General features: G+C 64.3%; 30 protein-coding genes. 12 read left to right on the top strand and 18 right to left on the bottom strand.

The genetic code is table 11. From position 1 onward, the window contains the following. Positions 1-51 precede the first annotated feature (51 nt). Both RT614_RS14355 and mutS read right to left on the bottom strand, forming a co-directional pair. Positions 52-1,245: a cupin domain-containing protein gene (locus RT614_RS14355; RefSeq protein ID WP_313622774.1), complete on the bottom strand. Its 1,194-nt coding sequence runs from the start codon at positions 1,243-1,245 to the stop codon at positions 52-54. Further along, the gene (gene mutS / locus RT614_RS14350) at positions 1,242-3,896 is read right to left on the bottom strand and encodes a DNA mismatch repair protein MutS (protein WP_313622773.1); all 2,655 of its coding nucleotides are present in this window, start codon (positions 3,894-3,896) and stop codon (positions 1,242-1,244) included. Before mutS ends, RT614_RS14355 begins: the two co-directional genes overlap by 4 nt. 262 nt (positions 3,897-4,158) lie before the next feature. Between mutS and RT614_RS14345 the strand changes: the two genes are divergently transcribed. The 6 genes from RT614_RS14345 (at position 4,159) to RT614_RS14330 (ending at position 7,260) form a co-directional block, all read left to right on the top strand. Then, positions 4,159-4,440 carry a transposase gene (locus RT614_RS14345; protein WP_313622772.1) on the top strand — a complete coding sequence of 94 codons (282 nt, stop codon included), beginning with the start codon at positions 4,159-4,161 and terminating at the stop codon, positions 4,438-4,440. A gap of 112 nt (positions 4,441-4,552) precedes the next feature. After that, positions 4,553-4,753, top strand: coding sequence for an IS3 family transposase (locus tag RT614_RS29100; RefSeq protein WP_409558469.1), 201 nt, complete (start codon positions 4,553-4,555; stop codon positions 4,751-4,753). A 178-nt stretch (positions 4,754-4,931) separates the two neighbouring features. Beyond that, positions 4,932-5,291: a BPSL0067 family protein gene (locus RT614_RS14340; RefSeq protein ID WP_313622771.1), complete on the top strand. Its 360-nt coding sequence runs from the start codon at positions 4,932-4,934 to the stop codon at positions 5,289-5,291. After that, on the top strand, positions 5,251-5,667 hold the full coding sequence (locus RT614_RS29095) for an STY0301 family protein (protein ID WP_409558468.1): 417 nt from the start codon (positions 5,251-5,253) through the stop codon (positions 5,665-5,667). Before RT614_RS14340 ends, RT614_RS29095 begins: the two co-directional genes overlap by 41 nt. Positions 5,668-6,298: 631 nt before the next feature. Then, the gene (locus RT614_RS14335; RefSeq protein ID WP_313622770.1) at positions 6,299-6,688 is read left to right on the top strand and encodes a Rap1a/Tai family immunity protein; all 390 of its coding nucleotides are present in this window, start codon (positions 6,299-6,301) and stop codon (positions 6,686-6,688) included. Further along, entirely contained in the window at positions 6,685-7,260 is a 576-nt protein-coding gene (locus RT614_RS14330; protein ID WP_313622769.1) for a hypothetical protein, read from the top strand. The genes RT614_RS14335 and RT614_RS14330 overlap by 4 nt, the downstream gene beginning before the upstream one ends. A 177-nt stretch (positions 7,261-7,437) precedes the next feature. On the opposite strand, the gene RT614_RS14325 is transcribed toward RT614_RS14330, so the two are convergent. Both RT614_RS14325 and RT614_RS14320 read right to left on the bottom strand, forming a co-directional pair. Continuing rightward, positions 7,438-7,773: a hypothetical protein gene (locus tag RT614_RS14325; RefSeq protein WP_313622768.1), complete on the bottom strand. Its 336-nt coding sequence runs from the start codon at positions 7,771-7,773 to the stop codon at positions 7,438-7,440. Continuing rightward, a complete protein-coding gene (locus tag RT614_RS14320; protein WP_313622767.1) occupies positions 7,770-8,183 on the bottom strand; it encodes a hypothetical protein in 414 nt (137 codons plus the stop codon). The genes RT614_RS14325 and RT614_RS14320 overlap by 4 nt, the downstream gene beginning before the upstream one ends. 437 nt (positions 8,184-8,620) lie before the next feature. Here RT614_RS14320 and RT614_RS14315 point away from each other — a divergent pair, with 437 nt between their 5' ends. Then, the gene (locus RT614_RS14315; RefSeq protein WP_313622766.1) at positions 8,621-9,523 is read left to right on the top strand and encodes an aldose 1-epimerase; all 903 of its coding nucleotides are present in this window, start codon (positions 8,621-8,623) and stop codon (positions 9,521-9,523) included. A 289-nt stretch (positions 9,524-9,812) separates the two neighbouring features. Next, positions 9,813-10,169: a hypothetical protein gene (locus tag RT614_RS14310; RefSeq protein ID WP_313622765.1), complete on the top strand. Its 357-nt coding sequence runs from the start codon at positions 9,813-9,815 to the stop codon at positions 10,167-10,169. Between the two features lie 53 nt (positions 10,170-10,222). On the opposite strand, the gene RT614_RS14305 is transcribed toward RT614_RS14310, so the two are convergent. After that, a complete protein-coding gene (locus RT614_RS14305) occupies positions 10,223-11,236 on the bottom strand; it encodes a zinc-binding alcohol dehydrogenase family protein (protein ID WP_313622764.1) in 1,014 nt (337 codons plus the stop codon). Between the two features lie 28 nt (positions 11,237-11,264). After that, a complete protein-coding gene (locus tag RT614_RS14300) occupies positions 11,265-12,059 on the bottom strand; it encodes an SDR family NAD(P)-dependent oxidoreductase (RefSeq protein WP_313622763.1) in 795 nt (264 codons plus the stop codon). 110 nt (positions 12,060-12,169) lie between these two features. Between RT614_RS14300 and RT614_RS14295 the strand changes: the two genes are divergently transcribed. Continuing rightward, a complete protein-coding gene (locus tag RT614_RS14295; RefSeq protein ID WP_313622762.1) occupies positions 12,170-13,072 on the top strand; it encodes a LysR family transcriptional regulator in 903 nt (300 codons plus the stop codon). A gap of 174 nt (positions 13,073-13,246) precedes the next feature. Here RT614_RS14295 and RT614_RS14290 read toward each other — a convergent pair whose 3' ends face one another. Next, complete coding sequence (locus tag RT614_RS14290; RefSeq protein ID WP_313622761.1) at positions 13,247-13,768, bottom strand: DUF6496 domain-containing protein; 522 nt, start codon at positions 13,766-13,768, stop codon at positions 13,247-13,249. A 188-nt stretch (positions 13,769-13,956) separates the two neighbouring features. On the opposite strand from RT614_RS14290, the gene RT614_RS14285 reads away from it, so the two are divergent. Further along, positions 13,957-14,172 (top strand): dodecin, encoded by a 216-nt coding sequence (locus tag RT614_RS14285; RefSeq protein ID WP_313622760.1) that lies wholly within the window; start codon positions 13,957-13,959, stop codon positions 14,170-14,172. A 716-nt stretch (positions 14,173-14,888) separates the two neighbouring features. Here RT614_RS14285 and RT614_RS14280 read toward each other — a convergent pair. Both RT614_RS14280 and hpxZ read right to left on the bottom strand, forming a co-directional pair. Continuing rightward, a complete protein-coding gene (locus tag RT614_RS14280) occupies positions 14,889-15,443 on the bottom strand; it encodes an NADPH-dependent FMN reductase (protein ID WP_313622759.1) in 555 nt (184 codons plus the stop codon). 124 nt (positions 15,444-15,567) lie between these two features. Continuing rightward, positions 15,568-15,942 carry an oxalurate catabolism protein HpxZ gene (gene hpxZ / locus RT614_RS14275; protein WP_313622758.1) on the bottom strand — a complete coding sequence of 125 codons (375 nt, stop codon included), beginning with the start codon at positions 15,940-15,942 and terminating at the stop codon, positions 15,568-15,570. 202 nt (positions 15,943-16,144) lie between these two features. Here hpxZ and RT614_RS14270 point away from each other — a divergent pair, with 202 nt between their 5' ends. Then, positions 16,145-16,684 carry an antibiotic biosynthesis monooxygenase gene (locus tag RT614_RS14270; protein WP_313622757.1) on the top strand — a complete coding sequence of 180 codons (540 nt, stop codon included), beginning with the start codon at positions 16,145-16,147 and terminating at the stop codon, positions 16,682-16,684. A gap of 32 nt (positions 16,685-16,716) precedes the next feature. Here the strand turns inward: RT614_RS14270 and RT614_RS14265 are convergent, their stop codons facing one another. The 6 genes from RT614_RS14265 to RT614_RS14240 are packed head-to-tail and all read right to left on the bottom strand — an operon-like array spanning position 16,717 to position 21,745. Continuing rightward, positions 16,717-17,424 (bottom strand): GntR family transcriptional regulator, encoded by a 708-nt coding sequence (locus RT614_RS14265; RefSeq protein WP_313622756.1) that lies wholly within the window; start codon positions 17,422-17,424, stop codon positions 16,717-16,719. A gap of 36 nt (positions 17,425-17,460) precedes the next feature. Next, positions 17,461-18,849, bottom strand: coding sequence for an AtzE family amidohydrolase (locus RT614_RS14260; protein WP_313622755.1), 1,389 nt, complete (start codon positions 18,847-18,849; stop codon positions 17,461-17,463). After that, entirely contained in the window at positions 18,846-19,028 is a 183-nt protein-coding gene (locus tag RT614_RS14255) for a DUF4089 domain-containing protein (protein WP_313622754.1), read from the bottom strand. Before RT614_RS14255 ends, RT614_RS14260 begins: the two co-directional genes overlap by 4 nt. 29 nt (positions 19,029-19,057) lie before the next feature. Beyond that, complete coding sequence (locus RT614_RS14250) at positions 19,058-19,879, bottom strand: ABC transporter ATP-binding protein (protein ID WP_313622753.1); 822 nt, start codon at positions 19,877-19,879, stop codon at positions 19,058-19,060. Then, entirely contained in the window at positions 19,880-20,734 is an 855-nt protein-coding gene (locus RT614_RS14245; protein ID WP_313622752.1) for an ABC transporter permease, read from the bottom strand. It lies immediately after the preceding gene. 3 nt (positions 20,735-20,737) lie between these two features. Further along, complete coding sequence (locus RT614_RS14240; protein WP_313622751.1) at positions 20,738-21,745, bottom strand: ABC transporter substrate-binding protein; 1,008 nt, start codon at positions 21,743-21,745, stop codon at positions 20,738-20,740. 229 nt (positions 21,746-21,974) lie between these two features. On the opposite strand from RT614_RS14240, the gene RT614_RS14235 reads away from it, so the two are divergent. Then, a complete protein-coding gene (locus tag RT614_RS14235) occupies positions 21,975-22,889 on the top strand; it encodes a LysR family transcriptional regulator (RefSeq protein WP_313622750.1) in 915 nt (304 codons plus the stop codon). Here RT614_RS14235 and RT614_RS14230 read toward each other — a convergent pair. From RT614_RS14230 to RT614_RS14220, 3 genes are all read right to left on the bottom strand, one after another. Further along, positions 22,861-23,817 (bottom strand): tripartite tricarboxylate transporter substrate binding protein, encoded by a 957-nt coding sequence (locus RT614_RS14230; RefSeq protein WP_313622749.1) that lies wholly within the window; start codon positions 23,815-23,817, stop codon positions 22,861-22,863. The two genes, RT614_RS14235 and RT614_RS14230, sit on opposite strands and share 29 nt — an antisense overlap. A gap of 81 nt (positions 23,818-23,898) precedes the next feature. After that, positions 23,899-24,699, bottom strand: a complete 801-nt coding sequence (locus RT614_RS14225; protein WP_313622748.1) for a class II aldolase/adducin family protein — start codon at positions 24,697-24,699, stop codon at positions 23,899-23,901. A gap of 106 nt (positions 24,700-24,805) precedes the next feature. Next, on the bottom strand, positions 24,806-25,732 hold the full coding sequence (locus RT614_RS14220) for a LysR family transcriptional regulator (RefSeq protein WP_313622747.1): 927 nt from the start codon (positions 25,730-25,732) through the stop codon (positions 24,806-24,808). Positions 25,733-25,847 lie beyond the last annotated feature (115 nt).

Here is a 25,847-nt window from a genome sequence, read left to right as displayed (position 1 = left end):
ACAGACCTGATTTCTTTCTGTGCGACACGGATACGCAGAAGTTTCCAGATACTATTCGGGGCGGTAATGAATCCATCCCGAAACCAGCCAATCCGCCAGGCACGACCGGGCGTCGTCGGACAGGCGGGCGCAGACGGGATTGGCGCAATCCAGGCTGCGCGCATCGGCCAGCAGACGCAACGCGGCGTCGGCGGGCGTCATGGCCGTTTCGCCATTGATGAATAGCTGTTTGCCCCGATAGAGCATGCGGCTGCGGCGGTCGAGCACCAGGCGACCGACCGTGGGCCAGTCTTCCTCCAGGTCGACGTCCATGCCGTCGGGCGCGTCGAACACACTCAGGTTATTGGGTTCGGTCAGCCAGCAGCCCAGGAAGCGCGAGGCCAGTGCGTCGTCGAAACGCAGCTTTTCCACGGTTTCCAGCGTGGCCGCCACGAGGCCGTCGGGCAGCGCGGCAGGCGAGTCGACGGCCGGCTGCGCCGGGTCGCGATAGACGGCGGACAGCTTCGGGCCGGGCAAAGCGGGCTCGCCATAGGGGCCGCCCAGCAGGCCGACGCGAGCCATGACCTGGTCGGCGGCCGCTTCCAGCAGGCCGCGCGCCAACGTTGCCTGCGTGGGGGCACGAAAGCCGATGGAGATCGTCATGCAGCCGTCGCCCATGGCGACGCCGTCGTGGGCGGCCTGCGGCGGCAGATACAGCATGTCGCCCGGCACAAGCACCGCCTTTTCCTCGGGCTGGAAGTTGCTCAGGATCTTCAACGGCAGATCGGGCTCCAGCGACAGGTCCTTCTGACGACCGTAGCGCCATTCGCGTTCGCCCGCGGCCTGCAGCAGGAACACGTCGTAGCTGTCGAAATGCGGTCCGACGCCGCCGCCGTGGCTGGCAATGCTGATCATCACGTCGTCCAGGCGGGCGTCGGGGATGAACCGGAACAGCCCCATCAGCTCGGATGCCGCGTCGCTATGCAGGTCCACACTCTGGATGAGCAGGGTCCAGTCGCCTTCGTCGTCCTTGGGCAAGCGCGCGAACGGTCCGTTTTCCATCTGCCATTCGCCGTTTTCGCGCCAGATGAGGCGCGATTCGACGTCGTCGCGGCGCGCCAGCTTCTTGATGGCGGCAATGGTGACGGGGGGCTTGAATGCCGGGATGGCCTGGCGGATCAGCAGCGGCTTCTTTTGCCAGTAGCGGCGCATGAAGTCGTTGGGGCTTTGATTGCCCAGAAGCGGCAAGGGTTGGTCAAGGTTCATTGGAGGTGCTTCTTCAGGCGGTAAAGGGCATCCAGCGCTTCGCGCGGGGTGAGGCTGTCGGGATCGATGCTGGAAAGCTCTTCGCGCAGCGTGTCCAGCGCCTCGATGGCATCGGAGCGTTCGGCCTGGGCATAGGCGTGCGCGTCGGCCTCGGCCACGGCTGAGAACAGGCCGAGTTGCGGTGTGGGCGCGCCCTGGGCTTCCAGGCGTTCGAGTTCGCGCGTGGCCTGGCGGATGACGGCGGCGGGCACGCCGGCGCGCTGCGCCACCTGAATCCCGTAGCTGCGGCTGGCCGGGCCTTCGCGCACTTCGTGCAGGAAGACGATGCCGCCCGCGGATTCCGCGGCGGCCAGGTGCACGTTGGCCGCCGTGGGTTGCTCGGCAGGCAGGCGCGTCAGTTCAAAATAATGGGTGGCGAACAGCGTCAGCGCGCGGTTGTGCGACAGCAGGCGGCAGGCAATGGCCCAGGCGAGCGCCAGGCCGTCGTACGTGGACGTGCCGCGGCCGATCTCGTCCATCAGCACCAGGCTGTTGGGCGTGCTGGCCGACAGGATGGCGGCGGCCTCGGTCATTTCCATCATGAACGTGGACCGTCCGCCCGCCAGGTCGTCGGCGGCGCCGATGCGGGTGAAGATGCGGTCGATCTTGCCGATGCGGGCGCGCGACGCGGGCACGAAACTGCCGATGCGCGCCAGCAGCACGATCAACGCGACCTGGCGCATGTAGGTTGATTTACCGCCCATGTTCGGGCCGGTGATCAGCAGCATGCGCCGCGCCGGGTCCAGGCGGCAGCCGTTCGGCGTGAAGCGTTCGATGGCGCGCTCGACCACGGGGTGTCGGCCGGCCTCGATGTCGATGTCGGCCTGTTCGGACAGGTCGGGGGCGATCCAATCGTGGCGCTGCGCATGTTCGGCCAGTGCGGCCAGCGCATCAAGTTCGGCCAGCGCGGCGGCGCAATCGGACAGCGGCCGCACGTGTTCGGCCAGCACATCCAGCAATTGCTCGAACAGCCATTTTTCGCGGGCCAGCGAGCGATCCTGGGCGGACAGCACCCTGTCTTCCCACGTTTTGAGCTCGGGCGTGATGTAGCGTTCGGCGTTCTTGAGCGTCTGGCGGCGCCGGTAGTCCTCGGGCACCTTGGCGGTCTGACCCTTGGTGACTTCGATGTAGAAGCCGTGCACGCGGTTGAACTCCACGCGCAGGTTGCTGATGCCGGTGCGCTCGCGTTCGCGCGCTTCCAGTTGCACCAGGAAGTCCCCGCCATCGGCCGCCAGCCCGCGCAATTCGTCCAGTTCCGCGTCAAAGCCGGTCGCCAGCACGCCGCCGTCGCGGATCGCCACCGCGGGCTCGGGCGCGATGGCGCGCACCAGCAACGCCGCCAGGGCGGGGTCCACGGACAGGTGGGACACCAGTTCACCAATGCGGGGCGAACCGGCCATGGGTTCGACGAGGTCGGCCAGGGCGGGAAGCGATTGCAGGGCGTCGCGCAGGCTGGCGAGTTCGCGCGGGCGGACCGAGCGCAACGCCAGGCGCGCTGCGATGCGCTCGATGTCCGGGAACGCATTGAGCGCGGCGCGCAGGGCTTCGAGCAGGCCCGCGGAACCAAAGGTCTGCTCCACGTCCATGCGGCCCGCCAGCAGCGCCGAGATGGCCTGTTGACGCGCCAGCGCCGGTTCATTTTCGCGCAGGGGATGATGCAGCCAGCGGCGCAGCAATCGGCTGCCCATGGGCGTGCGGCACGCGTCCAGCAGCGAAAACAGCGTGGGCGAGTCTTCGCCCGACAGCGTCTGCGTCAGTTCGAGGTTGCGGCGGGTGACCGGGTCCAGCAGGACATACTGGCCGGGACGTTCGGCCGACAGGCTTTGAACGTGGGCCAGGGCCTGCGACTGCGTGCGCGCGGCATAGCGCAGCAGGGCGCCCGCCGCGCAGATGCCGGCCGGCATGTCTTCGATGTCGAAGCCCGCCAGGGTGTCGGTCTTGAAGTGCGCCAGCAGGTGCGCGCGCGCGCCGTCGCTTTCGAAGTGCCAGTCCGGCACGCGGGACCGCGCGCCCTCGAACGGAAAATCGAAATCAGCGCTGTCCGCGCAGACGATTTCGGCCGGCGCGATGCGGTGCAGTTCGGATTCAAGCTGGGCCGGCGCGCATTCGGTGACGCGGAATTCGCCGCTGGCGAGATTCAGCCAGGCCAGCCCGGCGCGCGGGGCGCGCGCACTGCCGCTGACAAATACGGCGGCCAGCGCGCGGTCGGCCTTGGCGGGCAGCAGGGCGTCGTCGGTAAGCGTGCCGGGCGTCACGATGCGCACGATGCGGCGCTCGACCGGCCCCTTGGACGCGCCGGGATCTCCGATTTGTTCGCAGATGGCGATGGATTCGCCCATGGCCACCAGGCGCGCCAGGTATTGCTCCATGGCATGCACCGGCAGGCCCGCCATGGGGATGGGAATGCCGTTGGACGAGCCCCGCTTGGTCAGCGTCAGGTTGAGCAGTCGCGCACCGCGCTCGGCGTCTTCATAGAACATTTCATAGAAGTCGCCCATGCGATAGAAAAGCAGCAGCGGTCCGGCCTCGGCTTTGAGGCGGAGGTACTGCTGCATCATGGGAGTGTGGCCTGCTAAGGCGTCGGCGGCGGAGTTTTGCATTGCTGAATTCATGCCCGTGATTGTATCGGGGCGGGCAAGGGGCCGCCCGGCGGGGGGGGCGTCGATTTTGCCCTGGCTTGCGATTTCCCCACCGCTCGGCCGCCGGAAGGCGGGGCGGTCCCCGGAACGACAGCAAGCGAGCAATGCGATTGCGGCGCGGGGGGCGCTATTTCAGGATCGGTGCTATTTGGCCTGCATCCGTTCGAACGAGGCCGCCATTGGGGGTGACCTGTCCGGTCTTTTTCGATCCAGTGTGACTTGAGACAATGGCGTCTTGCCAAGCGAGAAACGCACGAAAAAGAGTCGATACAGCGACGAACAGATCGTTCGGATATTGCGAGAAACGGACAAGCAGTCGGTCGCAGAGGTGGCCAAGCGCCACGCAGTAAGCGAGGCGACGATCTACATCTGGCGCAAGAAGTACAGCAGCATGGAGAACGATGAGGTCAGGCGGCTGAAGTCCTTGGAAGGAGAGAACGCCAGGCTGCGCAAGATGCTGGTTGATCGAGACCTGGAGATCGAGGTCATGAAGGAGATCAACGCAAAAAAGTGGTAGGCGCGCAGGCTCGTCTGACGCAGGCGCGATATGCCATCTCGCGTGGTGTATCGCAGCGTCGGGCCTGTGCGCTGATGGAGGTTTCGCGCTCGGGTTTGTATTACGGTTGAGAATGCCGATCAAGGATGCGACGGTGACTGAGGCGATGCAGCGTTTGTCAGGACAATATCCGCGCTTCGGTTCACGTCGGATCCGCGTTTTTCTGGGCCGCGAAGGAATTGAACTGGGCAAAGAGCGTTGCGCGCGGTTGTGGGCTCAAGCTGGACTTCAAGTGCCGGCCAAACGTAAAAGACGTCGGACGGTAGCGGCATAGCGCCCCAGGCCGCCTCCTAGGACAAAGCTGATGGACGGGGTGTCAATCCGGCACAACACTTGTTCGCTCCGGCTGGTAGCGAAACTACCTTCGTTTGTGTCGCTGCGAGGATTGGCTAGCGATCGGTCGGCCTTCGCCGCGAGGGCCTTGCGGTGTCAGTACGGAAGTTAAAAGAAATATGGCTTATATCGCCTCCATGGAAAATGTCCGTAACCAAGGGAACGGCAAAAATTATTTTGGAGAGTCAAGGGAGTGCGTTGCGGCAGCAAAACACTTCGGAAATGCTCTCGCGACCAGGTATTGGAAGCGGGGAGCGAAAGTGAAGGGAAATTTGGCTGTCCGCCCGGGAACCATGATCGCCACCTTTGATGACGACGGTAGGTACAAGGGACATGCCGCGATTTATGAGAGTCAGACGAGCGTCGGCTTGACGGTATACGATCAGTGGAGCGGACGGAAATTTCAGCCTCGGATCATAGAATTCCGCGGAGGCGGTTATGTATCTAATGATGGGGACGCGTTTTATGTCGTTGAGTGAACGATCATCGCGGCTGTTGACGGCGGTCGGGATCACTGCGAGTGCGATCCTGACATCGTTTTCGCCTTTCAGTGTCGCTCGCGCAGCATCACACGTCTATCAGTGCCCGACACACCTCCTGGTGGATGGCGCACAGTGGCAGTTGGATGCGATAAATGTTTTTGACGGGCCCATCGAGAAGCTGGTTGCCTTAGTGCCCGAGACGTCGCCAAATGATCCGGGTCTTCAGTTTTGGACGTTTAACGGGGGCGCCACGCCATACATGAAGTGTCTCTACCACGGGACACAGCATTACTTGGTTCTGGAAGCCGAGGGTGCCACGCGTTGTACAGCCACAATTTCTGACACCCAAGTTTTTGAGGCATCTTGCATGTGAGTTTGTTAATGCCGGGGCGAGTGGTGCGCTCGCTGCGGCTGGTTCATAGAAAGCAGGGCTGAATTGATTGGGCTGGAGTCTTTTTCCGTCCCATTCCGCGCACTTGCCCACGGCAGCCGGTTTTGGGACGTATGCCGAATTTCTTTAGTAGCAGCCAGGCGTCCTTGATGGGGCAATAGTGGCTACACGTGGCAGCCTCCGTGAGGGGAACCCCGCTCCTCTCCCTCTTGGCGATTGTCCAAACCGTCAAAGCTCTCGTATAGATACAAGGCAGGCGTAACTTTTGGCGTAAGTTTGGCGATTCGGTGCAATTTATTCCTATGGTAAATACCTATGCATCATGGGGTGTGGCCTGCTAGGGCGTCGACGGCGGTGTTTTGCATTGCTGTATTCATACCCGTGATTGTATCGGCGCGGGCAAGAGTCCGCCCCGCGGGGCGCGTCGATTTTGCCCTGGCTTGCGATTTTCGGGATGATTGATACGTTTATCCTCCGATTCGATATCTGCTGGTACGACGAGAACCCAAAAACATTCGTGGCGCGGTCTTCTCGCGCAAGTACGGCGTGTCGCTGATGATGGATTAGATAACCCATCCAACTTGCCTATCGACACTTGGAAGGATGTGATTTCATGTTCAAGCTAGCTCGCCTCTTGATCGTGCTTTCGTGCCTCGGCATTCCCAAACCCGCCATTGCCGAAACAAAGCTCTTACGGCCACTGCCGGATTCTCAATCCTTGATTATTGGGAACAACAATTTGACCGCCGGCGAATTCTTCGCGGCCTACATGAGCAGCAACATGGTGGAAAGGCGATATGCCGAGATGTACCTGCTTGGAGTTCTGGATGCCACGGAGGGCCTCGCTTGGTGCGGCTATTCCAATGTCAAGACGGTTTCGCTCGACGAAATTGTCTACGAGGGCCTGAAAGAGGCAACTTCGGCCCAGCTTCGGAGAAGAGCTGCACTTGTCATTACGGACATCCTTGAGACATCCCTTCCCTGCCAGCACAAGCGCAAATGAAACCCCCACACGCGGTCCTGAAAAGCCATCACTACTCCGCCGACAAATTCAGTACCAGTTATGTGTCAGGGGAAGCGCTTTACAGTGAAATTGAATTCGATCAAGCAGCATTGATCAGGCAAGACGGTGGCTACGTGAACACATGCGCCACGCGGATGAGTCTGGCGCTAATCAAAGCCGGTGTGCCGTTTAATGGGCGACTAACGATCAAACACGGCAAGTACAAGGGCCGGACTGTCGAGCCCGGCGCAAAACTCTTGGCGGATCAGATTGCAAGGCCCCATTCCTTGGGAAAACCGCTAGTGTTCGAAGCATCTGACGCGCCGCCAGGGGAGGGCGCGGTGTTTCCAGCCCCTCGTCTGGTCCTGCAGCTTCGGAGAGCGGGCCGGCGTCGTAACGCCACCGGCGCTGAAAGTGACTTTCAGGAATACATCGGGCTACCGGCCCGCTCTCCGAAGCCGCCCCGGTGTGGCGGGGCAGGCGCGGTGCTGCTTGCTAAGGCGATTGCCGAAGTTGAGAACGTCGAGCAGTTCTACAGGCTATCAATGCCAGCGATAGGCTGGCCCTGGTGAAAGCGTTTATTTTTGGCGCTGCTTTTCTCGAAATCTTTCGAGGATCCGGGCAGTTTCCAGAAGTGCTTCTGTTAGCCATAGCCCCTGGTGCAGGGTGTCCGCAAAGGACTGATAGGCGGTGCGCAAGCGCTCGGTGTAGGACAGGGCTTGCCAGCGTGCCACAATTCTTGTCGCGAACTATTCATCCTTGTACTGAACTAGCGGCCAAAGGCGCCAGAATGCGGCGAAGGCAAGTAGCAGTACGGCAACCAGGATTAGGGACTTCCACCATGTCCAGCCGAGAAGTATGACCAGCAGGGCAATACAAAACAAATACAAGATGAGATTGCCTATTAATCCAATGAAAGCGCCAATTACTGGAATGCCCAACAACCACGGGCCGACTTTCGCGCCGCAGGCGGGGCAGGAAAAGGGAGCGCTTTTACTCGCGTTATCAACGCAAGGCATATCGCTGTCCTTGAAGCGTTGACGGCATGATGGGCAGCGCTTGTTCATGAACTCGAAAAAACTCATGATATGAACTTCCTGATGCCGTCTAGAAGATCGCGAATCTCGGCAACTTGCATGGCGGCATCTGCGGTAATTTCATCGCGCCAAGCGGCGTTATAGCGGAAATCAAGTTTCAAAGCGCTGTTGATGCCGGATCTACTTCGCCTGGCTGGCAAAAGAGCGTTCTCCTTTAATAATTGCCCGCCAGGCGGCGCCGTAACCTGCGAACAGGAAAAATTCAAAATGTACCAGAGCGTTTGGGAGTTCGGGTTTACATGAGACATGACGGTACCCAACACCATATTTATTTCACGGGCTCTGTGCTGCATGTTTGCTCCCATTACGCCCTGAGCGGCCACGCTTATCACCGCGGCTAGGGATACATCGTAAGGATAGCTCCACGCGCCGCTGGCGAATTTTTTCGCTAAATCCACAATGGAACGGCTTGATCTTGATTGGCTGTAGATTTCGACAATCTCTTCAACGACAGGATCGGCTCTTCTGGGGACCGGATTCGCCGTCTATTACCCCTTAAATGCAACACCGTTGATGCCGAGCGAATTATTTTTAGTCGCCGAGTCTATCTTTCTGAAAAGAGGACCGATAGAGGATTGGACTGATTTTGTTGCACTAATAAGTGGGACTGGTGAAGGCGGGATCTGACGGAACGAGAAGGCCACTTTCTCGCAGCGCTGGCCGAAACCCGCTTTTCAGCGGTTCGGATAGCCGGGGTTATCGTCGCCACGCCCGGCTGGGGCGAGCCGCAGGGGCTTGCCCCTCCGCACGACCGAGGCGCACTTGCGGCCGTTGCCGCCGCACGGGCACAATTCCAGGTCGCGGCGCGTGTCGACGCCGCGGGAGCCATTGATTCATGCCAGATATTTCCGTTCCCGACGTCCTGGACGCCGGCGAGCGCGTTTCCATCGCCAGCGGCGTGCACCGGGCCGAATTCGCGCCGGGCGGGGGCGGGCGGCTGACCCGTTTGTCGACCGGGGAACACGACTGGATCGTTCCGCTGACCGCCACCGAATGGGCGGCCGGCAGATGGCCGCGTGCAGGGGCGTATCCGCTGGCGCCATATTCCAACCGCATCCGCGATGGCGTGTTCGTGTTCAACGGCGAGCGGCACGCCCTGCAATCCGTGCCGAATCGGCCGCAGGCCATCCATGGCGCAGGCCTGTTCCAGGCCTGGCAGGTGCGCAACCTGGCGGCGGATAGTGTCGACCTGGTGCTGGATCAGCCCGCCGGTGTGCTGGGCTGGCCCTGGCCGTTCGAATGCGTGCAGCGCTGGCGCCTGGACTCGCGCGGCCTGAGCCTGATGCTGGCGATCACGAACCGGGGCGATACCCCCATGCCCTGCGGCCTGGGCATCCACCCTTATTTCACGGCCCAGCGGGTGGCGCTGCATGCGCGGCGCCTCTGGCCGTCGGATGCGGACGGCCTGCCGACCGGCAGCCAGGCGGCGAATGTGCGCGAGCTGCGCCAGTCTGCCGAGGGCTGCGATACCTACCTATCGCAATGGCAGGGCCGCGCGACGCTGCACTGGCCCGACGGCCACGCGCTCGCGCTGCACGCGGATCCGGCGTTCGCGCACCTGGTGGTGTACACGGCGCCGGGGTCGGATTTTCTTTGCGTGGAGCCGGTGACCAACGTGGCCGACGCCTTCAATCTGGCGGCGGCCGGGGAGTCCCGCACCGGCATGCAGGTGCTGGAACCCGGAGAGCGCTTCAGTGCGACGTTGCTGATGGGCCTGGCCCCGGCGCGCCGGGGTTGAGACAGGATCCGCGCCTGCATGCACGCCGCAGCCCCTCGCGAACGCGCAGGCGTGGCGCAGGTAGCCGTGGCCACACGGACATCTTGAACTGCATCATCGCGAGCCAGGCCAGCGACAGGCGCACCAACGCAGGGCGGCGTACATGGCGTGCAGCGACGATTGGCATCCAATGCAATCAACCTGCGTCGAGTGCCGCCGCCTTGCATCCCATTCAGCCGCCGCGCAAGACTTGGTAAGCGCCGCGCCCTGCGGCGATAATCCGCTCAAACCAAGAATCAGGAGTTGTTACGTGAAAAAGCTGAGCACCGAACAATTGCAGGCCGCGGTCGAGACGCTCCGCCGGACTCAGGCCAAGCTGGCGCGCGCGGGCAACCTGCCGCTGGAACCGACCATTTTCGCCAGCGCCAAGGGTTTTCGCCGCAACGTGCCCGAGTACGTCTGGTCCTGGCTGTCGGGCCTGCTGGCCCCGCACAAGAGCCTGTCGTCCTGGATGGACACGCACCAGGCGGGCTGGCGCGAAGGCAAGACGCCGGCTGCCGTGGTCTACGCCCGCACGGAGAATGGCTGGTTCGAGTGGCTGATCGCCGAACTCGAAACCGAGATCAACGATCCGCACGCACGGGCCAAGCGCGAAGGGCGCGGCTGACCAACCGCTCGGATCCCTCGCGCAACGCGCCGCGGGATCGCCCCTCCACCAGCCTAGAACCCCTCCAGCACGATCTTCCCCCGCGCCTTGCCGCTTTCGATGAAGGCGTGGGCGCGGCGCAGGTTTTCGGCGTTGATCTTGCCGTAGTGCTCGCCCAGCGTGGTGCGCAGCGTGCCGTTGTCGATCAGGCGGGCCGCCTGGTTCAGCAGCTCGTGCTGGGCGATCAGGTCAGGCGTGTCGTGCAGCGGACGCGCAAACATGAATTCCCAGTGCAGCGAAGCCGACTTGCCCTTGAGCAGCCGCACGTCGATCTCGTTGGGATCGTCGATCAAAGCGATCTTGCCTTGGGGCGCGATCGCTTCCGCCATCTGCGGGAAGTGCTTGTCGGTCTGGTTCAGGCCTGCGATGTAGCTCACCTGCGGAAAGCCGATGCGCTTGAGCTCTTCGGTCAGCGGCTTGGTGTGGTCGATGACGTGATGCGCGCCCAGTTGGCGCACCCAGTCCTGGGTCTCGGGGCGTGACGCCGTGCCGATGACGGTCAGTCCCGTCAACTGGCGCGCCAGTTGCACCAGGATCGACCCCACCCCGCCGGCCGCGCCGATGACCAGCAGGCTGCGCTGGCTGGGCGCCGCGTTGTCCAGCACCTGAAGGCGGTCGAACAGCAGTTCCCACGCCGTGATGGTGGTGAGCGGCAGGGCGGCCGCCTGGGCGAAATCCAGCCTCTTGGGCATGTGGCCGACGATGCGCTCGTCCACCACGTGGCGTTCGCTGTTCGCGCCAGCGCGGGTCAGGGCGCCGGCGTACCAGACGCGGTCTCCCGGTTTGAACAGGCTGGTCCGGGCGCCCACGGCGCGCACGACGCCCGCCGCGTCCCAGCCGATGATCTCGGGCTTGCCGTCCTGCGGCTTGCGGCGGGCGCGGATCTTTACGTCCACGGGATTGACCGAGATGGCGTGCACGTCCACCAGCAGGTCGTGATCGCCGGGCGTGGGCTCGGCGACGGTAATGTCCTGCAGGGCTTCAACATTGTCGGCGGGCAGGTTCTTGAAGTAGGCGATGGCTTTCATGGATGGGACTCGGGCTGGGATAGGGGGATCAGAGGATGGAACGCACGACGCCGCCGTCCACGCGCAGCGCGGCGCCATTGGTGGCGGATGCCTGGGTGGAGCAGATGTAGACGACCATGTTGGCCACTTCGTCCACGGTGGCCAGGCGGCGCAGCAGCGAGGTGGGGCGGTGCTGGGCGATGAAGTCGCGTTCCATCTGCTCTTGGGTGACGCCTTGCTCCTTGGCCATTTCCGCGAAAAAGTCCGAGACGCCTTCGGAGCGGGTGGGGCCGGGCAGCACGGAATTGACGGTGACATTGGTGCCCGCCGTGAGTTCGGCCAGGCCGCGTGAGACGGCCAGCTGCGCGGTCTTGCTGACGCCGTAGTGGATCATCTCGGCCGGGATCTGCACCGCGGATTCGCTGGAGATGAAGACGATCCTGCCCCAGTTGGCCGCCAGCATCCGCGGCAGGTAGTAGCGCGACAGTCGGATGCCGCTCATGACGTTGGTGTCCATCATGGCTTGCCAGTCGTCGTCGGTGATTTCGGTAAAGGACTTGGGCGTGAACGTGCCGGCGTTGTTGACCAGGATGTCCACGTCCGGATGCGCGGCGCAGACGGAAGCGGCGCCGTCAGCCGTGGCCAGGTCGGCCTGAACCGTCGTGACTTGCGCGCCCGCCACCTGCTTCGTGATGGCCTGCGCCGCCTGGGCCAGCTTGGCGGTGTTTCGGCCGTGCAGAACGACCTGGGCGCCGGCTTCGGCCAGCCCCGTGGCGATCGCCAGTCCGATGCCGCCGGACGAGCCGGTGACCAAGGCCTTCTTGCCCTTCAGTTCGATCTTCATGCGGTGACTCCTTGCTGGGTGGGGATGCGTCATCATTACCCAGTCCGCAGCAATGAAAAACGGGCTAGCATCGCAGGCAGTTTCAATAAATTTTTGAAAATGAGGCGGAAATGGTCCGATTCGAGGACTTGAGGATCTTTGTCGCCGCGACGGACCTGGGCAGCTTTTCGGCCGCCGCGCGTGAACTGGACCTGACGCCAGCCGTGGCCAGCGCCGCGCTCAAGCGGTTGGAACAAGAGCTTGAAACCCGTCTGTTCGTCCGCTCCACGCGCAGCTTGCGGCTTACCGGCGACGGCGAGCGTTATCTGGACCATGCGCGCGCCGCAATTGCGGCGCTCGAGGCCGGCAGAAACGCCATGGCGCGGGACAAGACCGAAATCGCCGGCACGCTGTCGGTGTCCATCCCGTCCGATCTGGGCAGAAACGTGCTGCTGCCCTGGCTGGACGAATTCCAGCGGCAGCATCCGCGCGTCAACTTCCAGCTGCGCATCAGCGACCGGCTGGCGGACCTGTATCGCCAGCCGGTCGATATCGCCGTGCGTTATGGCACGCCGAACGATTCCGCGCTGGTGGCCTTGCCGCTGGCCGAGCACAATCGCCGCGTGGTGTGCGCCGCGCCCGCGTACCTGGCGCGCCACGGCGTTCCGCAGACGCCGGCGGACCTGCGCCGTCACAACTGCCTGTCTTTCGTCCTGGGGGAAACGTTGCACGACCGCTGGGCGTTCGAGCGCGAGGGCACGAGCCTCGTCGTGCCGGTCAAGGGCGATCGCGTCGGAGACGACGGCGACCTGGTCCGGCGATGGGCCCTGGCCGGTCATGGCGTGGCCTACAAGTCGCGCTACGACGTGCTGGCGGACCTGCGCGCGGGCAGGCTGGTTGAATTGCTGGCCGGCTATGTCAGCGAGCCTTCACCGCTCTACCTGCTTTGCGTGCACCGCATGCTCCTGTCGCCGGCGGTAAAACGCCTGCGCGAATTCCTCCAGGAGCGCTTCAGGACGTTCGACGCGGGATAAGCACGCGGTGCGCAACGCGCTGCGCCGATACGGCGCAGCGTCGTAATTTCACGCACTCGATACGCACAGTGTCGCAATCCCGCGCAGTCCATACGCGCGCGTCGATCGCGCGCACCATCAACGTATCGCTACCGCAAACGCATCAACCCCCCGTCGACCGGACTCACTGCCGCATCAATGCGCGGCGTGGTGATGTCCGCCCGCCGCCTGCTTGTTTGCAGCCCGTGTGCGCGCCGCCTTCTTGGCCGCAGCGGAGCGGCCGGCTGCGCCCTTGGTGGCGGCCGCCTTGCGTGCTGCCGCCGAACGGTCGGCGGCGCTGCGCTTGCCCGCGGTCTTGGCGGCGTTGCGCGACAGCGCGGACTTCGACACCGGCTTGGCGCTTTCCTTCTTCAGCGCCTTGGTGGTGGCCTTGGCCCGGGTGGACGGCTTGGCATGGCCGTCATGCGCGGCGCGACTGTCCTGCTCGGCCTTGTGTTTGGTTTCTGCACTGGCGTTCTTGGGCGTGCCCAGCTTGACGCCCGCGCGGCGGGCCTTGGACAGCCCGATGGCGACGGCTTGCTTGGTGGACCGCACGCCGTGCTTGCCTTCGCGCACGTGATCGATTTCCTCGCGCACGAATTCACCGGCTTGCGTGGATGCGGCTTTGCCTTCTCGCTTGTCGCGCTTGGCGCGTTCGATGGTCTTTCGTTCAGGCATGGTGACCTCCTTTGCTTCGCGTTGCAAAAGCGATTCCGTCGCCAGTCGAGACCGTGCGACGGAACTCGTAACACCACTCTATCGCCGCGGCGGTATCCTGTGTGTTCGAATGGATTGCCGGTCGTAAGCGCCGGAACACGGCGTCCGCATCGACGGTTCACGACTCACCCCCTTAGCGGAGACGAGCTATGTCGAATCATGTCTACAAGCAAATCGAGTTGGTGGGTTCTTCCACCACGTCCAGCGACGACGCCATCGCGCAGGCCATTGCCCGCGCATCCGAAACCCTGCGCAATCTGGATTGGTTCGAAGTCACGGAAGTCCGCGGCCACATCAAGGACGGCAAGGTGGCGTACTGGCAGGTCGGTATGAAGATCGGCATGCGGCTGGAAGGGAACTCCTGATCCCCAGGCGCTGGTCATTTCTTGACCGCACCTTCCAAGTCCTTGTTCGATAAGGACTTTGAAGACTTGTTGTAAGACTGTTCAGAGGCTTGTCCACATTCCATGGGGACAAGCCCGTTCTCTTTTCCCGATCCTCTGACGCGACCTGCCGACCGTTGCTGGCGCCGCGGCTATTGCGCGTTTCTTGCCCGCAGCCGCCAAGTCCTTGGTCTGCAAGGCTTTTTGAAGGGTGCCCGCTACCTGTCCTCAGGCTTATCCACATTTGGCGGGGACAACCCGACGCCCGTCGATCCGTGTTTGGGCCATTCTTGACCACGGCTTGCAGGGTGTTGATATGAAAGAGGATTTTCAAGCTGCCCTCATGCTGTCCTCATGCTTGTCCACAAAAGGCGGGGACAAATCCACACCCGTGCCGTCGCGCCGGCGAAATACGCCATAAAACGGGGATAACTCGGCCGAAAATCGTCCAGAAGGATGATTGCGCAATTGTTGACCGCCATCTGCAAGTGCTTGGCGAAGCACGATATTTTCGACCTGCCCCAAGGCTGTCCTCATCTTTCTCCACAGTTGAAGGGGATAAGTTCCGGCCGCATTCCGCGCATGCCGGTGGCGGCATAAAAAAAGCCCCCCGACGCATCGGGGGGCTTGATCGCCCGGAGGTAGAGCGGGCGATCGGCGCCGGCCCGGGACAGCGCCCGGCCGACGTCGGCGGCAACTCAGGTATTCATCTTCTTGATCCAGTCGACGTAGCGGTCGATCCAGCCTTTCAGGAATTTGCGAGTGCCTTCGTTGGTGATGTTGAACTGGTCGTCGACCAGGCCCTCGGAGTATTGAAGGAAAACTTCGGGGGTGGTCAGGGCGTTGGCGCCTTCGGCCGCCAGGATGTTGCGCAGGTGCTGCTGCATCATGGCGGTGCCGGCGGCGCTGGGCGATGCGCCGACGATGCCCACGGCCTTGCCCGGCCACGAGTTCTGGCCCCAGGGGCGCGAACCCCAGTCAATGGCGTTCTTGATGGCGGCCGGCACCGACCGGTTGTGCTCGGGCGATACGAAGAGGATCCCTTGCGCGTCGGCGATCTGCTGCTTGAGCTTGGCGGCGGGCGCAGGCATGTTGGTTTCGTTGTCCTGGTTGAACAACGGCACGTCGCCCAGGCTCACATACTCGAACTTGAAGTCCGCCGGAATCAGCTTTTCAAGCGCACGCGCCAGGCGCAGATTGATCGAGGCGGCCCGCAGGCTTCCGACGAAAACTGCAATCTTGTATGTGCTCATGTGCGTGTGCTCCATCGAGAAAAAGGAACAGCCAGTGTAGACCCGACGTCCTGACCGCTCAATGCCGATTGCGCATATTGTTATGGCGGCGCGGCGGCAAGTGTGGCTCGGGCCGATGACAGCGTCATGTCATCAGGCTGACGTGTGCAGACACCACGCGCCATCCCTGCGGCGTTCGCATCCAGGTCTGGCTCTGGCGGCCGATGCGGTCGCTTCCGTCGCGCTGGAACTCCAGATTGGCGGTGGCGAAGTCGCGGCCGTAGGTGGTGATGGCCGTGCGCAATACGCGCCGCGCCAGGCCTTGCGACGATCGGCCGGCACGGAATTCTCGGATGGCGTCGTAGCCGTACAGGTTTTCGCTGGCGCCGTAGCGCAAGGTGTGAGGACTATTCCAGAACAGGACGTCCAGCACCTCCACGTCGTTCGAGACCAGCGCGGCTTCATAGCGCTCAAATGCGGCCGTGACTTCGGCCACGACGTCGGGCAGGTTGATGTCCATAAGCTTCATCTCCAAGGTGCACCAGACTGGTGCGTGCTGTAGGGGTAATCACCAATATGGTGTACGTTGCGGTGCGGCAAATTTTCTGACGACATGCATTGTGGTCCTGGCGCCCGGGCAGTTGCTGCACCGCAAACCTGGCACACGGCTTGCTAGGGTTAACACTGCATAACATGCTGCACGCTGCCCCAGGAGTTCCGCCATGTCCAGTTCCGCCGTTTCCGCCCCGGTCACCATGCTGGTGACGCGGCACATCGCGCCCGAGCGCTACAGCGATTTCCTTTCCTGGACGCGCCAGGGCGAAATCCTGGCCGCGGGTTTCCCCGGCTTTCTCGGGTCGGGCGTGCTGCAGCCGCCCGAGGGCGGTGACCAGTACCAGATCGTGTTGCGCTTCACCGACGAGGCCAGCCTGAACCGCTGGGAAAAGTCCCTGCCGCGCCGCATGTGGCTGGAACGCGGGGCCAGCCTGGTGCGCGCCAGCCATGAACACCGCGTCAGCGGCACCGACGGCTGGTTCGCGCCCAAGGCCAGCACGCCGCCGCGCTGGAAGCAGGCCGTCAGCATCTGGCTGGCGTACTTTCCGGTGCTGCTGCTGTTCTCGGTGCTGGTCAGCGAGCACTTGAGCAACCTGCCGGTGTTCTGGCGGGTGCTGATCACCAGCGTAACGCTGACGCCCATCATGGTGTTCGTCTGCATTCCCGTCATATCGCGCATGCTGCAGCGCTGGCTGCGAGCCGGCTGATGGCAGGCGCCCCGTCGCCGGGGCGGGTGCCATCACGCCGCCTTGGCCCGGCGCGTGGCGTACAGCCGATGCAGCGTGATCTTGCGCACGGCGTCCTGGCTGTCCCGGATATGCGCCTGCAGCAGCCGAGTCGCGCCTGCTGCATCGCGCGCCAGCACGGCCGACAGGATGGCGCCGTGCTCGGCATAGGTGCTGGCGATGCGGTCCGGTTGCGTGAAGTCCAGCCTGCGCACGATGCGGATCCTTTCGGTGGCGGCGCGATGTACTCGCGCGATCTCGGGGTTGCCCGCGGCCGCGACCAGGTCGATGTGAAAGCGCTCGTCCAGGTCAGCCAGCCATTCGCAATCGTTGGATCGGGCGCTTTCGTCCACCAGCCACGTGTCGGCCAGCGGCCGTAATGCGGTCAGCGGGTCGGGCGTCTGGCCCGGGGCGCACAGCGCGTGCACCGCAGCCACCTCCAGCACGCTGCGCAGCTCGTAGAAGTGGTCCAGCGTATCGAAGTCCAACGGCCGCACCAGCCATCCGTTGCGCTGGCGGACTTCCAGGTAGCCTTCGCGCTCCAGGCGGAACAGCGCCTCGCGCACGGGCGTGCGGCTGACCTGAAGCCGCTCGGCGATTTCGGTTTCGGTGAACCTGTCGCCGGGAGCCAGCCGGAAATCCAGGATGTCGCGCTTGAGCGAGCTATAGGCAGTGTCCGCCAGCGTGCGCGGCATATCGAGGGCGGCGAAAGCGGATTCCATGTCGTGGCCTCCAGGCGTTGCGACGGGAGTGAGGGATCAGAGCGGCCGTGCCCGTGCCGCGCCGGCCCGTTCCAAAGCGTGAGCGACGCGCAGGCAGTCGACTTCCCGCCAGGGCGCGCCGATCAATTGCACGCCCAGCGGAAGGTGCCCGTCTTCTTCCAGTTCCGGCCAGACGGGCGCGGTGCAGACGGGCAGCCCGATCGCCGAGATGGGTTGCGTCAGCAGTCCCATGCTGGCGCGGGCAGGCAACTGTTTGCCCGCCAGCGTCAGCCAGTCGGCGCCGATCGGCGTGGCGCAGACGGGCGTCGCGGGGGCGATTAGCACATCGTATTGATCGAACAGTGCCAGCGCTTCGAGGTAGGCGCGGTGGCGGATGCGCTGCGCCTGCTGCACCCATGCCGCGGGCACCAGGCTGCCGGCCACCAGGCGGTCTCGCGAGTAGGGTTCGTAGTAGTCGTAGTGGGTGACGAGCCTGCGACGATGCAGCGCGCCGCCCTCGGCCGCCGTGATGATGAAGGCCGCTTCCCGCGCCTGTTTTGCGGCGGCGAGTTCGGCGACGCCGGTGGCGTCCAGGGCGCGCGCGGCGATCTCCACCGCGCGGCGCGCTTGCGGGCCCGCCCATTCCGAAAAGTACCCGCCCAGTACGCCGATGCGCAGGCTGCCCGCGCCTTCGGCCAATGCCGGCAGCGTGGGCGCAACCGGGCGCTCCGCGCAGGCCACGTCGCCGGTGTCGGGACCTTGCAGCGCGTCATAGGCAGCGGCCAGGTCGCTGGCGCTGGCGGCGAACGGGCCCAGGTGATCCAGGCTGCCTACAAAGGGGAATGACCCGGTGCGCGGCAGGCGGCCGAAAGTGGGCTTCATGCCGAAGACGCCGCAAAGCGAAGCGGGCACCCGGATCGAGCCGTTCGTGTCCGATCCCAGCGTGAGCGGCACCAGTCCGCCGGCCACGGCGGCGGCGCTGCCGCCCGACGAGCCGCCGGCAATGCGGGACGTGTCGTGCGGATTGCGGCAGGCGCCGTAATGCGTGTTCTCGGTGGTGAAGCCGTAGGCGTGCTCGTCCATGTTCAGCGCGCCGATCAGCACCGCGCCGGCTTCGCGCATCCGCTCGACCAGGACCGCGTCACGTTGCGCGGGCGGATTTGCCGCGTTGACGCGGCCGCCCGCCAACGTGATTTCGTCGGCGATGTCGAACAGGTTCTTGACCGCATAGGGGACGCCGGCCAGCGGCGGCAGCGCTTCGCCGCGAGCGCGCCGCGCATCGATGGCGGCGGCTTCCTGCCGCGCACGGCTTTCGGTGACCGCGGTGAAGCAGTTGTAGCGGGGATCCCGTTCGCGCACGCGAGCGAGCGTGGCGTCCAGCACCGCCGCCGCGCTGCGTTCGCCGCTGCGGATCTGGCGGGCGATCTCTTGCGCCGGGCCGCTCATGGACGGAACACCGATGCGGATTCCAGTTCCACCGGCAGCGGCTCGTCCACGAAGCCTGCCGCGATGTCGTGGATGCGCGAGAACTGCTGCACGACCTGCTCCGTGACGGACTCACGCAGCGCATATCCCGACAGCGCCAACGCGCTGCGCACATATTGATCGATGGTTTCCTGGGTCATGGCGGATGCTCCCGGTGTAGGCCTATGGGTTACTTGCGCACTTCGCGCTGGAAGATCTCCAGGCTCAGTTTTTTCATCTGGATGAAACTGGGTTCGGACAGCGTCTCGACGGTGCGGGGCCGCGCGTCGCTGTAGTCCAGGATCTCCGCGACGCGGGTGGGACGCTTGGTCAGCAGCAGCACCTGGTCCGCCAGGTACACGGCTTCTTCCAGGTCATGCGAGACCAGCAGCATGGTGGTGCCGGTCTGCAGGAAGACCTCTTGCAGCTTTTCGCGGATGAACAGCGTCATCTCGAAGTCCAGCGCCGAGAACGGTTCGTCCAGGAACAGCACCTCGGGTCCGGGCGCCAGTGCGCGCATGATGGACGCCGTCTGCTGCTGTCCGCCGGACAGTTCGTAGGGGTAGCGCTTGAGGTCGAACTTCACGTCGAACGACGCCACCAGCTCTTCGACCCGCGCGTCGACCTCGGCCTTGCTGCGGCCTTCCAGGCGCAAGGGATAAGCGATGTTGTCGATGGTGCGCAGCCACGGGAACATGGCTTCGCGGTAGTTCTGGAACACATAGCCGATCTTGGTCTGCGCCAGCGACTTGCCGTCGAACAGGATCTCGCCGGAATCGATGGGGATCAGGCCGGCGATCATGTTGATCAGCGTGGACTTGCCGCAACCGTTGGGGCCGAAGACCGAGACGATCTTGCCCTTGGGGATGTCCAGGTTGAAATTCTCGTACAGCGGCCAGCCGGCGAAATACTTGGTCAGGCCGCGGATCGTGATGTGCGTGCCCAGCGGGCCGGGCTGGAACGGGGCCGTGGCCGGCGCGGGGGCGATGACGGGATTGATGACGGTGGACATTTATCGGCCGCTCCAGTGAACCACGCGCTTTTCCAGCACGAGAAAGAGAATGTTGAGCACGTAGCCGAGTGCGCCCGCCGCCAGGATGGAGGCGTACATTTCGCGCACGTTCAGCACCTGCTGCGCGTTGATGATCCGATTGCCCAGGCCGCTGTCCGAGCCGATGAACATCTCGGCCACGATCACGATCACAAGCGCCATCGACACGCCGCTGCGCAGGCCCACGAAGGTGGGCTGCAGGCTTTCCCAGATCAGAACGTCCTTGAAGATCTGCCAGCGCGACGCGCCCATGACGCGCGCCGCCATCACGCGCTGCTTGCGGGCATTGATGACCCCGTAGGCGCTGTTGAACAGGATCACCAGCACGGCCGCGAAGGCGGCGATGGCGATCTTGTTCATGTCGGTCACGCCGAAGATCATCAGGAACAGCGGGATCAGCGCGGAAGAGGGCGTGGACCGGAAGAAGTCCACCAGGAACTCCACGCTGCGATAGGCCTTTTCGTTGCTGCCCAGCAGCACGCCCAGCGGCACGCCGATCACGCCGGCGATGAGGAACGCCTGGAGCGTGCGGTTCAGTGACGACAGAAAGTCCGTCAACAGGGGGCCGCCCGCGATGCCCTTGGCCAGCGCCACCAGGGTGGCTCCGGGCGTGGGCAGCAGCACGGGGCTGACCAGTTGCAGGCGCACCACCAGGTCCCACACCACGAACAAGGCCAGGGGCCCGATCAGGGGCAGGAGGCGCGATCCGTCGAACTTGCGCGGCGGTTTGGATGCGGCCGCCGGAGCGGAAACGGCCACCGGAACGGCTGCGGAGGAAGGGGCGTTTGATGCGCCCGTGGCAGTGGTCGCTGTCATGGCTCAGCCCTTGTAAAGCATGGTCGAGACGTCCACCTTCTGCGCGAAGATGCCCTTCTCGGTGAAGAGGTCGAAGAACTTCTGGAAGTACTGCACGTCGCTGGGCGTGAATTCGTTGTGCAGCGTGTAGGCGGCCAGCGGCACTTCCTCGGTCATCGGGCCTTCGATGGCGGTGTAGCCCTTCATGAAGGGACGCGCCTCTTCGGGCTTCGTGCGGATCAGTTCGATGCCTCGGGCGTACGCGGCAATGAATTTCTTGCTTTCCTCGGGATGCTTTTTCAGGAAGGCGGTGGTCAGCGACGCCGAACCGCCGAACCACGGCGCCATCGGATCGCCCAGCACGTACTTGGCGATCACGCCGGTTTCCAGGACGCGGGTCGTGCCGTTCAGGCGGCCAACCGTGCCCGTGGGCTCCAGCGTGTAGCACGCATCCAACTGGCCGGCGGCAACCGCGGCGACGTGCTGGCTGATCGCCAACTCAACCACGGTTGCCCCGGTTGCGCCGGCGCGCTCCAGTACTGCTTTGGCCAGCGTGGAGTTCTGGATGCCGGGTCCAGATCCGACCTTTTTCCCCTTGAGGTCTGCTATGGATTTGATGGGACTGTCTTTCGCGACGATGAACTCATCCAGCACGTTCTTGGCGTTGCTGGGATTGGACGCAAAAATCTTGAACAGGCCGGGCGACGCGATTTCGCCAATGGCCAGGTTGGCCGAGCCCGTGCCGTTGGCGCTGCCGTCCGCGCGGCCCGCCAGCATGGCTTCCATGACCTGCTGTGCGCCCGCGAACTTCAGGGGCTCCACATTCAGGCCGGCTTCCTTGAAGTAGCCCTTTTCGATCGCGGCGTAGAAGGGCAGGCCGGCCGCGACGGGCCAGAAGCCGATGCGGATGACCGGGCCCGATTGGGCGCGCACCAGCGACGGCGCAGCGAGCGTCGCGGCGCCCATGGCGGCGCCCTGGATCAGGCGGCGGCGGGTGGCGTTGAAGGCATGGGGCGCATTGCGGTTGATCATGTAAGGCTCCTGGTCTGCATGGAAGGGGGCGCTTGTAGACAAGCTTGCATACCAGGCATCAAGCAAAACCCGTGCCAACTTTTGCGCGCTGCGTTTTTCCGTGGGGCGACGCCTGACGCGGCCTCAGTCTGGTGCTGGCCGTGAACCAGGTTGGTGCATGGCGCACCACATAAGGGGACAAAGCGATGCGGGCCCGCGCAACGCCGGCTGCGGTAGTAGCATCAAAGCCATGAACACGCGCTTCGTCGAAGCCTTCCTGTGGTCCGCGCGCCTGGGCAGTTTCAGGGCCGCCAGCGATCGGCTGCACATCACGCAGGCGGCGGTGGCCAACCGCATCGCGTCGTTGGAAGCCGACATCGGCGCCCGGCTCTTCGAACGCGACGCCAAGGAACTCAAGCTGACGGCGGTCGGGACGCGCTTGCTGGATTACGGCGAACGCCTGCTCGAAATACGGCAGCAGATCCTGTCGCTGGGCAAGCGCGGCGACGAGGTGTCGGGCCTGGTGCGTATCGGCGCGATCGAGACCGTCGTGCATACCTGGCTCATCGGTTTTCTGACGAACCTGCGGTCAACGTATCCGGGCATCGATGTGCAGCTCACGGCCGAGACCCCGCGCGCGCTGCACCGCGGACTGCGCGAAGGCACGCTGGATATCGCCTTCCAGACGGATCTGCTGAATGACGCAGGCATCGTCAGCATGCCGTGCCTGCCGATGGAAATGGGGTGGGTAGGGCCGGCGGGCGGCGAGGACACGCTGACGGCCCACCAGCTGTTGAGCAAGCCGGTGCTGACCATGAGCCCCGGCTCCCAGCCGCACGAGGCGCTGAAGGCCTTGTACCGCGAGGCCGGCATGCCGCAAGGCAAGGTGCATTTCGTCAACTCGATTTCGGCGCTGGCGCGATTGGTTCGCGGCGGCTTCGGCCATGCGCTGGCGCCGCTGCCTCCCCTGCATGAGTACGTCGCCCGCGGCGAGGTCCAGCCCGTTCGCAGCGACCTGCCCGTGCCGCCGATGCAGTTGGCGGTCAGCTATCTTGAAAGCGGCGGCTCGGACGCCATCCGGCTGGTGGCCGAACTGGCGTGCCGCGCCGCGGATCAATTCGCGGGCGCCTTTGACCTCAATGCGCCTGCGGGTCGAATTTCCTGACCAGCACCGCCCACTTGTCGTGCTCGCCCTTGATAAAGGACGCGAACTGCGCGGGCGTGCCGCCCACGGGCTCGGCCCCTTCGCGCAGCATCTGCTCGTTGAGGGCGGGCAGGGTGGCGTTGACCTCGCGGTTGACCAGATCCACCACCTGCTGCGGCGTGCCCTTGGGCGCGAAAAAGCCGAACCACGAGCCTGCGTCGAAGCCTGGATAGCCCGATTCGGCGATGGTCGGCAGCTCGGGCAGCGTCGCGGAGCGCTGCGAGGTGCTGACCGCCATCGCGCGCAGCTTGCCGGCTCGGATGTGCCCGATCACCGACGGAATCGTCGCGAACATGAAGTCGATGCGGCCGGCAAGCAGGTCGTTGACGGCGTCGGCGCCCTTGTACGGCACGTGCGTGGCGTTCACCTTCAGTTCGTCCATCAGCATGTAGCTGGACAGATGCGACGACGTGCCCACGCCCGTCGAGCTGTAGTTGAGCTGGGGCGCGGTCTTCACATACTTCAGGAAGCTCTGGATGTCCTTGGCGGGCGACGACGGCGGCACCACCAGCACATTGGGCACGGTGGCGATCTGCACCATCGGTATCAGGTCGGTCAATGGGTTGTAGGGCAGCTTGTTGAGCGACGGGTTGACGGCGATGGGGCCGACGGAATTGACGATCAGCGTGTGGCCGTCGGGCGCAGCGCGCACCACGTATTCGGTGCCGATGTTGCCGCCGGCGCCAGGCTTGTTCTCGACGACGAACGGCTGGCCCAGCTTCTGCGTCAGCGTGTTCGTCACGCTGCGCGTCAGCGTATCGGTCGTGCCGCCTGGCGAAAAGGCCACGATGACCTTGACCGGCCGGTCCGGATAGTCGCCGGCGTTGGCGGGCGCAATACAGGCGCCGGCCAACGCCGCGCAAGCGAGCAGGGCTCGGGCAGTATTCATGATGTCTCCTCGCGTGGTTGTTGTGGAGTGATGGACGGCGCCGTGCCGCCACGTCGGCCGGCGCCCGGAAATGCGGTGATTTCAGTCGCGGTAGCCGGGATCGATCCTGTCCAGCTTACGCAGCAGCGCGGGCCACTCCATCACGCCGTACGGCCTGCGCGTTCCGGGCTGGTAGTTGTTCCACGTCGCTTCCAGGACGGGCTGGGACACGGCCTGCAGCGGCGCGCCCGTCGCCATGGCGGCCAGTTGCGAACGACAGGCCAGTTCCAGCCGGTGCATCCAGTTGAAGGCTTCTCCTACGGTGCGGCCCACGGTCATGGCGCCGTGGTTGCGCAGGATGAGGGCTTCGCCCTGGCCCAGGTCTTCCAGCAGCGACGCCTGTTCCTCTACGCCCAGCACCACGCCCTGATAGTCGTGGTAGCCGATCTTCAGGAAGCGCATCGCCGTCTGCGTCAGCGGCAGCAGCCCGCATTCCAGCGAGGACACCGCCATGGACGCCCAGCTGTGCGTGTGGATCACGCAATCCACCTCATGGCGGTGGGCATGCACCGCGCTGTGGATCACGTAGCCGGCCTTGTTGATGCCGTAGTTGAGATCGCCGAAATCCGGCTTGGCCAGGATGGTGCCGTCCAGATCGACCTTGATCAGGCTGGACGCAGTGATTTCCTCGTACATCATGCCGTAGGGGTTGATGAGGAAAGCGTTGTCCTCGCCGGGCACGCGAGCCGAAATGTGGTTGGCCATCATGTCGGCCATGCCGTAGAGCTCGACCAGGCGATAACAGGCCGCCAGGTCTACCCGGGCTTGCCATTCCGCTTCGGAGCAGTGCTGCCGCATGGAGGGAATGCCCAGGCGCCCGGGGCGCGGTGTGGATGTGGTCATCGGAATTTGTGAAGAATGAATGCCACTGCACCATGCTGTGACTTGATGCAGATCAATTTATCTTCAGAAAAACCGCGCGCCTAGCCATGCAAGGCGCATGAGGTCATCACGAATCCAGAAGGGTGGCGCCGGGCCAGCCGCCGTGTCGAACCAGTCCGCGCATGGCGTCCAGTAGCACCACGCGCGCGGCCAGGGCGGCGGGCGAAAGCTCGTCGTCGCTGATGCAGTAGATGTGGTTGCGGCGGAAAAGAAACGGGTCGTCGATGGGATGCATGCTGAGCACGCCGGATTCCACGCGGGCGACCGCCGCGCCGGGCTGGATGGTGGCGATGGGATGGGCCTGCACCAGGTCCATCAAGGTCGTCAGGCCGTCTACCTCGACGCCGATCCAGGGCTCGATGCCGGCGCGTTCGAAGGCGGCCTCGACCCACGCGCGCAGACCATGGGCCTTGCTCGTTACCGCCAAAGGCAAGCCCGACAGATGCGACATGCTGGCCGGTTGGCCGTCAGGCAGGTCGATCATGCCGCGCGGCGCCAAGAGGAACAGCCGCTCGTCCAGCACCGGCACGACGCTGCGGCCCTGCGCGGTGTCGTTCTGGAACAGCACGGCCAGGTCCAGGCGGCGGGCATTGAGCAGTTCTCCCAGGTTGCCGGACAGGCCCTCGACCAGATGCAGCCGCACGTTCGGGTAGCGCTCGGTCATGGCGGCATAGAACGGGCGCGCCAGCAGCGACGCGGTGGTGGGCGCAAACCCGATGCTGACCGTGCCTTCCAGCCGCGCCTCGCGCGCGGCCGCCACGGCGCTCTCGGCATGCCGCAGCGTCAGTTGGGCCTGGCGCAGGAACGCCGTGCCGGCCGGCGTCGTGGTCACGCCGGTGGGGCTGCGCGTGAGCAGGCGGGTCGCCAGCTCGCTTTCCAGGCGGCTGATCTGCTGGCTCAGCGCCGACGCCACCACTCCCAGGTCGCGCGCGGCGCGGCCGATGCTGCCCAGTTCGGCGACGCGGACGAAATAACGGAGTTGGCGCAGTTCCATGAGGCTGTTTTCCAGGTGAAATCTATCGGGGCCGGGAAGGGCATTTTCCACCGGGCGAGGCCCGCGGAGCCATTCAAATAATTGTCAGCTATCTGAATTCCTCCTGAATATCAAA

This window comes from Achromobacter sp., assembly GCF_032102605.1.
Classification (GTDB): domain Bacteria; phylum Pseudomonadota; class Gammaproteobacteria; order Burkholderiales; family Burkholderiaceae_B; genus Achromobacter.
This window is presented reverse-complemented; position numbering and strand designations above follow the sequence as displayed.

Coding starts and splice junctions, on each gene's coding strand:
- RT614_RS14230 (WP_313622749.1), bottom strand. CDS start 23,817: ATGAATACTGCCCGAGCCCTGCTCGCTTGCGCGGCGTTGGCCGGCGCC.
- RT614_RS14220 (WP_313622747.1), bottom strand. CDS start 25,732: ATGGAACTGCGCCAACTCCGTTATTTCGTCCGCGTCGCCGAACTGGGC.
- RT614_RS14290 (WP_313622761.1), bottom strand. CDS start 13,768: ATGCCTGAACGAAAGACCATCGAACGCGCCAAGCGCGACAAGCGAGAA.
- RT614_RS14260 (WP_313622755.1), bottom strand. CDS start 18,849: ATGAGCGGCCCGGCGCAAGAGATCGCCCGCCAGATCCGCAGCGGCGAA.
- RT614_RS29100 (WP_409558469.1), top strand. CDS start 4,553: ATGCCGATCAAGGATGCGACGGTGACTGAGGCGATGCAGCGTTTGTCA.
- RT614_RS14325 (WP_313622768.1), bottom strand. CDS start 7,773: ATGAGTTTTTTCGAGTTCATGAACAAGCGCTGCCCATCATGCCGTCAA.
- RT614_RS14270 (WP_313622757.1), top strand. CDS start 16,145: ATGTCCAGTTCCGCCGTTTCCGCCCCGGTCACCATGCTGGTGACGCGG.
- hpxZ (WP_313622758.1), bottom strand. CDS start 15,942: ATGGACATCAACCTGCCCGACGTCGTGGCCGAAGTCACGGCCGCATTT.
- RT614_RS14250 (WP_313622753.1), bottom strand. CDS start 19,879: ATGTCCACCGTCATCAATCCCGTCATCGCCCCCGCGCCGGCCACGGCC.
- RT614_RS14330 (WP_313622769.1), top strand. CDS start 6,685: ATGAAACCCCCACACGCGGTCCTGAAAAGCCATCACTACTCCGCCGAC.
- RT614_RS14235 (WP_313622750.1), top strand. CDS start 21,975: ATGAACACGCGCTTCGTCGAAGCCTTCCTGTGGTCCGCGCGCCTGGGC.
- RT614_RS14255 (WP_313622754.1), bottom strand. CDS start 19,028: ATGACCCAGGAAACCATCGATCAATATGTGCGCAGCGCGTTGGCGCTG.
- RT614_RS14300 (WP_313622763.1), bottom strand. CDS start 12,059: ATGAAGATCGAACTGAAGGGCAAGAAGGCCTTGGTCACCGGCTCGTCC.
- RT614_RS14305 (WP_313622764.1), bottom strand. CDS start 11,236: ATGAAAGCCATCGCCTACTTCAAGAACCTGCCCGCCGACAATGTTGAA.
- RT614_RS14355 (WP_313622774.1), bottom strand. CDS start 1,245: ATGAACCTTGACCAACCCTTGCCGCTTCTGGGCAATCAAAGCCCCAAC.
- RT614_RS14240 (WP_313622751.1), bottom strand. CDS start 21,745: ATGATCAACCGCAATGCGCCCCATGCCTTCAACGCCACCCGCCGCCGC.
- RT614_RS14295 (WP_313622762.1), top strand. CDS start 12,170: ATGGTCCGATTCGAGGACTTGAGGATCTTTGTCGCCGCGACGGACCTG.
- RT614_RS14245 (WP_313622752.1), bottom strand. CDS start 20,734: ATGACAGCGACCACTGCCACGGGCGCATCAAACGCCCCTTCCTCCGCA.
- RT614_RS14225 (WP_313622748.1), bottom strand. CDS start 24,699: ATGACCACATCCACACCGCGCCCCGGGCGCCTGGGCATTCCCTCCATG.
- RT614_RS14285 (WP_313622760.1), top strand. CDS start 13,957: ATGTCGAATCATGTCTACAAGCAAATCGAGTTGGTGGGTTCTTCCACC.
- RT614_RS14315 (WP_313622766.1), top strand. CDS start 8,621: ATGCCAGATATTTCCGTTCCCGACGTCCTGGACGCCGGCGAGCGCGTT.
- RT614_RS14265 (WP_313622756.1), bottom strand. CDS start 17,424: ATGGAATCCGCTTTCGCCGCCCTCGATATGCCGCGCACGCTGGCGGAC.
- RT614_RS14335 (WP_313622770.1), top strand. CDS start 6,299: ATGTTCAAGCTAGCTCGCCTCTTGATCGTGCTTTCGTGCCTCGGCATT.
- RT614_RS29095 (WP_409558468.1), top strand. CDS start 5,251: ATGTATCTAATGATGGGGACGCGTTTTATGTCGTTGAGTGAACGATCA.
- RT614_RS14340 (WP_313622771.1), top strand. CDS start 4,932: ATGGCTTATATCGCCTCCATGGAAAATGTCCGTAACCAAGGGAACGGC.
- RT614_RS14280 (WP_313622759.1), bottom strand. CDS start 15,443: ATGAGCACATACAAGATTGCAGTTTTCGTCGGAAGCCTGCGGGCCGCC.
- mutS (WP_313622773.1), bottom strand. CDS start 3,896: ATGAATTCAGCAATGCAAAACTCCGCCGCCGACGCCTTAGCAGGCCAC.